At 70.5% G+C, this 8,336-nt stretch carries 5 protein-coding genes and 1 pseudogene; 1 reads left to right on the top strand and 5 read right to left on the bottom strand.

All coding sequences use genetic code 11. From position 1 onward, the window contains the following. Nucleotides 1-40: 40 nt before the first annotated feature. Both FNH08_RS37570 and FNH08_RS37565 read right to left on the bottom strand, forming a co-directional pair. Nucleotides 41-1,300, bottom strand: a complete 1,260-nt coding sequence (locus FNH08_RS37570; protein ID WP_152776006.1) for a LolA family protein — start codon at nt 1,298-1,300, stop codon at nt 41-43. A 270-nt stretch (nt 1,301-1,570) separates the two neighbouring features. After that, on the bottom strand, nt 1,571-2,581 hold the full coding sequence (locus tag FNH08_RS37565; protein ID WP_322726129.1) for a polyprenyl synthetase family protein: 1,011 nt from the start codon (nt 2,579-2,581) through the stop codon (nt 1,571-1,573). 1,140 nt (nt 2,582-3,721) lie between these two features. On the opposite strand from FNH08_RS37565, the gene FNH08_RS37560 reads away from it, so the two are divergent. Next, complete coding sequence (locus FNH08_RS37560; RefSeq protein WP_152776005.1) at nt 3,722-4,567, top strand: LysM peptidoglycan-binding domain-containing protein; 846 nt, start codon at nt 3,722-3,724, stop codon at nt 4,565-4,567. A gap of 167 nt (nt 4,568-4,734) precedes the next feature. Here the strand turns inward: FNH08_RS37560 and FNH08_RS37555 are convergent. From FNH08_RS37555 to FNH08_RS37545, 3 genes and pseudogenes are all read right to left on the bottom strand, one after another. Further along, nucleotides 4,735-5,541: pseudogene (locus tag FNH08_RS37555) on the bottom strand (HAD family hydrolase); the annotation flags it as partial. Between the two features lie 246 nt (nt 5,542-5,787). After that, nucleotides 5,788-6,993, bottom strand: a complete 1,206-nt coding sequence (locus tag FNH08_RS37550) for an FAD-dependent oxidoreductase (protein WP_322726128.1) — start codon at nt 6,991-6,993, stop codon at nt 5,788-5,790. A 53-nt stretch (nt 6,994-7,046) separates the two neighbouring features. Beyond that, a complete protein-coding gene (locus FNH08_RS37545) occupies nt 7,047-8,285 on the bottom strand; it encodes a carboxylate--amine ligase (protein ID WP_322726130.1) in 1,239 nt (412 codons plus the stop codon). Nucleotides 8,286-8,336: the final 51 nt, after the last annotated feature.

Here is an 8,336-nt window from a genome sequence, read left to right as displayed (position 1 = left end):
GGGGCGGCATTCGGCCGCCCCAGCCCGCCGGTTCAGGTTCTCACTGCGCCGCGTTGGCCGCCTTCACCAGCGCGTCCTTGGTCACCGCGCCGGCGTACGCCTTGCCGTCGTCCGTGATCAGGACGTTGATCAGACGGGTCTTGAAGACCGTACCGGAGCCGAACTCGCCCTTGACCTGGTCGCCGAGGGAGTTCAGGAACCCGTCGACGTCGCCGTTGCCGGTGGCGCCCGACGGCACGCCCTGGCCGCCCGTGTCGAACTCGGCGATGGAGTTCCAGCCCTCGCCGATGGTCTTCAGGCCGCCGCCCTCCAGTTCCTTGCCGAGGTCCTCGCCGGACGGCGCAGCGTTGTCGTGCTGCCCCCGGGCCTCGGCCTTGTCCCCTTCGGTGACCTTCGCGCCCTTGGGCGGTGTGAAGTCGAAGGTGGAGGCGCTCGGCTTGCCGAAGTCGACCTGGGTGAAGCCCGCGTCCACGACGGCCGCGCCCCCGCTCGCCGGGGTGAGCGTGAACTTCAGCGGCAGCCCGGTCTTCGAGTCCACCGCGATGGAGATGGCGCCGACCGTGGAGCCGGACTCCTTGGGCTTGATGAGCAGCTTGTACGCGTCCCGGCCGGCGACCTGGGCGGTGCCGTCCACGGTCACGGACGTGGTGTCGTCGACCGCCTTCAGAGCCTCCTCGGCCAGCTTCTGGGGCGTGGCCGGGACGTCCTCGGGCAACGCCTTGTCGGACTTCTGGTCCCTGCCGGACTTCTGGTCCTTGCCCTCGGCGGCGCCGGTCGAGTGGAAGACCTCGTTCGACTGGCTGTCGTACGCCCACATGTCGTCGCCGTTGTGGATGACGCTGTACTCGGAGGCCTTGTCCAGCAGCGACAGCTTCTGCTTGTCCGGGCCGTCGGCCGCGACGCGCACGGTGTGCGTGCCGGAGGCGAGTTCGAGCAGCTTGGAGGAGGGGTCGGCGGACGAGCCGTCGCCACCGCGGGAAGCCCCTCCGGCCCCTCCGGCCCCACCCAGGCTGCTCTCCAGCCCGCCCAGGTCCGGCAGTCCCAGATCCGTGCTGATCTTCACCGTCCCGGACACCTGCTGTACGTCCGACGCGGCGATCTTCTCGACGAGTTCCTGTGCGCTGATCTTCGGCAGATCGGGGTCACCCGAGCCGGCGAACGCCGGGACCAGCCCGATCGTCGCGGCCGCCACCCCCAGGACCGTGACCGGGACGACGTACCGCGCGGCCTTGCGGCGCCCGGCGCGCATGTCCTCGGCCTCGTCGGCCTTCGCGCTGTCGTCGGTTTCGTACGGTGCCATGTGTGCCTTACCTCCGTAGTAGGCGGCGGCTTGTTCGTCGTATCTCGCACTCGTCGTCGTCCACCCCGAGCCGCCATTCTCACCCGAATCGGTGAGGAGTGGTGCTTTCCATCTGACCAAATCGGCCATCCAGAAGCGTCAGACCCCGGAATCAACTCCATGTACTGCTGTGGGATGACACGAAGAGGCGGCGCCTCCCCCGACCCGTAGGGGTCGAAGGGAAGTACGCCGCCTGGCTGATGCCTGTTCAGCAGCCGCAGGACCCGGCCGTCACCCCGCTCGGTGCACCACCGCGTCGCACAGCTCGACCAGCGCGGCCTTCGCATCGCACTCGGGCAACGGCGACAGCACCGCCCGCGCCTCCTCCGCGTACCGCACGGTGTCCCGCCGCGCCTGCTCCAGCGCGGGGTGTGTCCGCAGGCGGGTCAGCGCCTCCGCGTGCCGCGCGTCGTCGCTCAGATCGGAGCCCAGCAGCTCGCACAGCGCGACGTCCTCGGCGAGCCCGAGCCGCTCGGCCCGCTCCCGCAGCCGCAGCACCGGCATCGTGGGGACGCCCTCACGCAGATCGGTGCCCGGCGTCTTGCCGGACTCGTGCGAGTCGGAGGCGATGTCCAGCACGTCGTCGGCCAGCTGGAAGGCGATGCCCAGCCGCTCCCCGTACTGCGTCAGCACGTCCACGACCGTCTCGTCGGCGCCGGACATCATCGCGCCGAACCGGCCGGACACGGCCACCAGCGATCCGGTCTTGCCGCCGAGGACGTCCAGGTAGTGGTCGATCGGGTCCCGCCCGTCGCGCGGACCGGCGGTTTCGAGGATCTGGCCGGTGACCAGCCGTTCGAATGCCTCGGCCTGGATACGGACCGCCTCGGGCCCGAGGTCGGCCAGTATGTGGGAGGCTCTCGCGAACAGGAAGTCGCCGGTCAGGACGGCGATGGAGTTCCCCCAGCGGGCGTTCGCGCTGGGCACGCTCCGCCGTACGTCGGCCTCGTCCATCACGTCGTCGTGGTACAGCGTGGCCAGGTGCGTCAGCTCGACCACCACGGCCGACGGGACGATCCCCGGAGCGTACGGGTCCCCGAACTGCGCGGCGAGCATCACGAGCAATGGCCGGAAACGCTTCCCGCCCGCCCGCAGCAGATGCTGCGCGGCCTCCTGGATGAAGGGGACCTCGCTCTTGGTGGCTTCGAGCAACCCTTCCTCGACAGCAGCCAATCCGGCCTGGACATCGGCTTCCAGAGCCTGGTCCCGCACGCTCAGCCCGAACGGCCCGACGACGGTCACGAGGGGTCTCCTGTCTGCTGACGTCTACTGACGGTTACACGGTGGGTCTCAAAGTCGGTCTCACGGTCGATGACACGGTTTGTCGATCTGTCTCTGCCATCACTCGAGTCAGCGTATCCGGTCACCTTTCGATCACCACGGGCGCCCACTGGTCCAGGCCGGGCTGTATCGGATCACGCCCGGTATGTTCCTGATCAGGTGATACAAGCTGATATGTACCGACTCTCGAGTCGACACCCTCACCCGCGGCCGCCGAAAGCGCCAGGGCCCCCGCGACCCCGGAGATCACTCCGATGGGCCCGTCGAACTCGCTCATCCGTACGCCCCTCACCCACGCCACCCCTCACGAGGCCTCAGCGATCACACCTCCGCACGCGCCGACGCCGCCCTCACACCGGAGCCACTCAGGGCGGTCACCACGGCCGTCACACCGGGCAACCGCTACGACAACGACTCACCCCGCACGCAAGGTTCCGGCCACGCGACCGAGGCCGGCCCCCGCCTCCGCGCGACCTCCCCACTCTCCGCGCACACCGCGTACTCCGTGTCCCTTACGTGGAGTTGGTCAGCGAGTTCCCGGAACGCCGGACGTATACCCCGCACTTCGCACCCATCGCGGGACGGCGCCGACAGGTGAAGGACCGAAGCCGCTCCCCGCGAGGCGGGCCAACCCTCAGCCGACTTGTCCGAATTACCGCCTTACTGGCGCTTCGCCCGGTTCATTCCGTGAGTTGAGTCACGTCGGCTCGATGGCGCCCCTTGCCTCCACCCGCTCGACTCTTCCTTTGCAGACAGCAAGTTGAGCGTTGCCTTCCGAAAAGTTCGAGGGCTACTCCGTCACAAATAGCTGATCAAGTGCGCTTCTGTCGCGCTTTCCGTCTTGTTCCCGACATGTGCTCTCGCATACGTTCGCGGTCCATCCGGACGGGACGCCGAATCCTGCCGCCGCCCGGAATCCCCACTGACCAACCCACTCACACAGGCAGGAGCGGGGGACCCAGGTAAGCCGCCGGCCCGCACTACGGACCGGCTCGGGGTGAAGCCGCGCACGGCACGCACGACGCGTCGCCGTACACGGCCGGGCACCTCCCCGCCCGAACCCGACAGCTCACCTCGCAGGCGCCGGAGAGGAACAGCGTCATGGCCACACGAGGCAAGCATCGCCGCCAGAGAACCAACCCGTTCACCCGAGGAGCCGTCGTCGCCGGTACCGGCACGGCCGCCCTCGCCCTCCCGCTCCTGAGCGCGACCACCGCGAGCGCCGCACAGCCCGCCCAGGCTCCCGCCGCCGCCCAGGCCGCCCCGCATGCGGCACACCGGTCCGCACCCCAGATCAAGTCCCTCACGTACACGGTGGTCAAGGGCGACACGCTCTACCGTATCGCGGACAAATACGACACTCGCGGTGGCTGGCGGAAGATCTACAAGGACAACCGCAAGGCCATCGGCGGCAACCCGCACCTGATCCACCCGGGTCTCCACCTGAAGCTCAAGACGGCGAAGGCGGGCACGGCGAGCAAGCCGAGCGAGACGGCCGACAAGACGTCCACGGCCCCCAAGCAGTCCGCACCGTCTGCCCCGTCTGCCCCGTCGGCCCCGTCCGCCGGGTCCAACCTGTCCCCGCAGTCCGCCGCCGAAGCCCAGCCGGTCGCCGACACGACCTACACGAACGACCTCGACGGCTGGATCCGCGAGGCGCTGGACGTCATGGCGCAGCACGGGATTCCCGGGTCGTACGACGGCATCTACCGCAACATCATGCGCGAGTCGTCCGGCAACCCCCAGGCCATCAACAACTGGGACTCCAACGCCGCGGCGGGCACCCCCTCCAAGGGACTCTTGCAGGTCATCGACCCGACCTTCGCCGCCTACCACGTGGACGGCACGGCGAACGACCCGTTCGACCCGGTCGCGAACATCGTGGCGGCGTGCAACTACGCCGCCGCGCGCTACGGCTCGATCGACAACGTCAACGGACCGTACTGATCCCGGAACACCTACCGGCCGGGCCGAGCGGACGACGAACTCCGTCGGCCCGGCGCCGGTACGGAAGCCGGTACGGATCCGGGCTCGGCCCCGGGCTCGGCCCCGAACTCGGCCCCGAACTCGGACTCGGCCCCGGACCGGGGCCTGGGCACCGGATTCGGCCCGGCGCCCGGAAACAGCCGCTCCAGTACGACCGCGATCCCGTCCTCCTCGTTGGACGCCGTCACCTCGTCGGCGACGGCCTTGAGTTCGGGGTGGGCGTTGGCCATGGCGACCCCGTGGGCGGCCCAGTCGAACATGGGGATGTCGTTCGGCATGTCCCCGAAGGCGATGGTGTCGGCCGGGCCCAGCCCGAGGTGCCGGGCGGCGAGGGCCAGACCGGTCGCCTTGGTGACCCCGCTTGGCTGGAGTTCGACGGTGCCGGGCCCCGACATGGTGACCGTCGCGAGGGAACCCACCGCTCCGCGGGCCGCCGACGCCAACTCGTCGTCGGAGAGGGTCGGGTGGCGCAGCAGCACCTTGCTGATGGGCTCGCACCACAGGTCGTCGCGGACCAGGACCCGTACGGCGGGAAGGGTCGGGTGCGGCATCAGATAGCCCGGCTCGATGAGGGTGAGCCCGTCCACTCCGTCCTGGTCGACGGCGGCGTACACCTGCCCGACCTCGGCCTCGATCTTGCCGAGCGCGGTCTCGGCCAGCTCCCGGTCCAGGGTCACCGACCACAGCAGCCGGTCCGCGCCGGCGTCGTACAACTGCGCGCCCTGCCCGCACACCGCGAGCCCCTCGCTCCCGAGGTCCTCCAGCAGGGGGCGCACGCGTGGCGCGGGACGTCCCGTCACCACCAGGTGCCGAGCGCCCCGGGCCGCGGCTCTGGCCAGCGCCGCACGCGACCTGTCGGAGAGCGTGTCGTCGCCGCGGAGCAGCGTTCCGTCCAGGTCAGTGGCGATCAGGGCATATGCGGTGCGCGGGTTCATGATCAGAGAATACGGATCGCCGGGGCCCACCTGTCCGGCGTGAACCGGACGACGTACGTTGCCCGTTCGGACGTTCGCGGGGTCACGGTCCGCCCGCAAGACGCCACACGACGCCGCACGGCACGGCCCCGGCTCGCGACGCCCCACCGGTCGGCGGGCCTCTCGCCCTGGCTGTCACCCGAAAGCGACGAACGGGACGTCAGAACGCACCGCCAACCGGGGTGCGCCCGCCGGCGATCCGTTCCCTCACCGGTGGGCGGCCGCCAGGTGCCTGGCGAGCCGTGGTGACGCGAACTCCGTCCCGCACACGAACCGCATCACGGGCCCGTACGACGCCGCCGACGGCAACCCCGTGAAGTACAGCCCCGGCACGGACGCCCGGTAGCCGGCGCCCAGCCTCGGTGTTCCCCGGCTCACCACCAGCTCCGTGCGCAGTTCGTGCCCGAGGAAGTCCATCGCGGCGATGTCCATGCGGTAGCCGGTCGCCGCGATCACGTGGTCGGCCGACAGTTCCTCCGTGCGGCCCTCGTGCGTCCGGACCGACAGCAGCGGGCGCCCGTCGATGGCACCGGCGCGGACGATCCGCGCGACCTCGCGCACGCCCACCGAGCCCTCGAAGCGCTCGCGCAGCCACCACGCGCCCAACGGTCCGAGGACGCGGCGGACCAGGTAGTGGCGGGCCTCGGCGGGGAGGTAGCGGTAGGGGTGCGGGTAGTAGCTGAGGGCCCACAGCGACCAGGCGCGCCCGAAGGGCGACTCCGGGCGGAGCCGGGGCTGCCCCCAGGGCGGTGCCCCGAACGCCACCCTGCCGTGTCCGCGCGAGACGACCCGTACGCGCGCCCCGGCCTCCGCGGCCAACGCCGCCGTCTCCAGGGCGGACTGTCCCGCCCCGACGACGAGAAGCTCCTTGCCGGAGAACCGGCTCAGGTCGTGGTGCTGCGCGCTGTGCGAGACGGGCCCCGTGGGGCTGGGCCCGTCGCTGGCCGCTCCCGCGAGCTCGGGCGGGAGGTGGGCGAGCCCGGAGAGCCCGGTCGCCACGACGACGGCCCGCGCGGTGAACGCCTCACCGGAGTCCAGCTTGAGCTCGAAGCCCCTGCCGTCCCCGCGCCGGTCCACGGACACGACCCGCACCCGCTCCAGCTCGGGCACCAGCTTCTGCTGGAACCACTCCCCGTAGGCCACGAAGGTCTCGACGGGGATGATGTCCTCGTCCGTGACCAGCCGCGGGATGCCCGCGGCGTCGCAGTAGTCGACGAGTTTGTGGCCTCGCTGCGGCGCGTCGATGTTCGAGGCGGCGGGGGTCGACTTGAGCAGCATGCCCGCGGGCATGTGGTCCCGCCAGCTCACCATGGGCTCGCCGAAGACGCGTACGGGAATGCGGCGAGCCCGTAGATGCGCGGCGGTGGACAGACCGAACGGCCCGGCGCCGATCACTGCAACCGGATGAATCACGAAGTCCCTCCCCAGGACGCGATGTGCCTACTTCGTGGTCGAAATGTTGTGCCCTAGCCGGTTCCTCCACCCCGGCGGCTGGTCCGCCACAGCTGGTAGAGATGCCTCGCGCCCGGCCGTACGAAGCGCGCGAGCATCGTGAAGAAGGGCCGCAGGTCGTCACCCGCGAGCCAGGCCAGTTCCGTACCGCTCGCGCGGGCGGGCGCGTGCGGGGTCGTGTAGCCACTGCGCCGGTAGGCGATCAGGGCCGGCAGGTCGATGTTCTCCACGACGTACCGATGACCGGCGCGCTGCTCCCCCTCCGGAACCCGACGCCCGGTCAGATCGAGATGCATGGCACGGACAACATCAACCCCCGCCTCGTTCTCGAAGAGCCGGAACTGCGCTCCCATGCGCGGGTTGAAGTCCAGGAGCTTGTACTGCCCGTCCCTTCTGTCGAACCGCAGGTCGAGGTCGATGACGCCGCTGAAGCCGATCTCCTTGATGAAACGTGCCGCGAGGTCGGCGAGTTCCGGATTGTCGACGACGTACGCGTTGGCCGTCATGCCCGCGTGGGGCGGCCACGAGCGCACCTTCACGCCGGTGAACAGCGCGAGCGGTGTCGACTCGGCGTCGAAGTACGCGTGGACGATCCAGTCCTCGGCGTCCTCCCGGGGCAGGTACTCCTGGAGGATCACGCCGGGGTGTTCTCCCCACTCCTTGGCGAGCCGCAGCAGGCCGTCCCGGCTGCCGATCCGCGTGGTGCCGTTCACGGCCGGCCGGGCTCTTCGTACGAAGGCCTCCCGGTTCTTGGCCACCACCGGGAAGCGGGCCGTCGCGGCGAAGCGCTCGACCTCCTCGTACGACTGGGGGAAGACGGCCGTGGGGCTCGCGATCCCGTGTTTCACACACAGTTCGTGCAGCCCCTGCTTGCTGGCGAGCCGACGCGGCAGTCCGCTGTCCACCCGCGGGAAGAGGAAGCCGCCGCCGAGTTCCGCCTGGTGCTCGGCGATGAGCACGGCGGCCTCCTCGTCCGTCGGGACGAGCAGTGCGGGCCGCCCGATCCGCCGCCCGATCCGCAGCAGCCCCTCCACCAGCCGCTCCGGCGCCTCCGTCCCGGTGGTCGGCCACACGAACGCCCGCTCCAGATACCGCGACACGGCGGCGGGCGTGTAACGGTCCTCGGTGATCGCGTACATCGGCACACCGAGGCGCCCGAGACTGCGGATGGCGCCGACGCCACCGTGGTGCAGCGGGTAGTCGCCGAACTTCACGATCAATCCGGGCACGCCGCGGTCGACACCGAACGGCACGCGCCCGCCACTCCCGGCCACGGGTCCCCCCACGTGTCCCCCCTTTACGGA

Origin of the sequence: Streptomyces spongiae (assembly GCF_009377185.1) — a bacterium.
Taxonomy (GTDB): Bacteria; Actinomycetota; Actinomycetes; order Streptomycetales; family Streptomycetaceae; genus Streptomyces; species Streptomyces spongiae.
The sequence above is the reverse complement of the archived record's forward strand: the minus strand, read 5'-3'. Positions and strand labels throughout refer to the sequence as shown.

Excerpts from the sequence above, each read along its gene's own strand:
- FNH08_RS37570 (WP_152776006.1), bottom strand. The coding sequence starts at position 1,300 with ATGGCACCGTACGAAACCGACGACAGCGCGAAGGCCGACGAGGCCGAG.
- FNH08_RS37560 (WP_152776005.1), top strand. The coding sequence starts at position 3,722 with ATGGCCACACGAGGCAAGCATCGCCGCCAGAGAACCAACCCGTTCACC.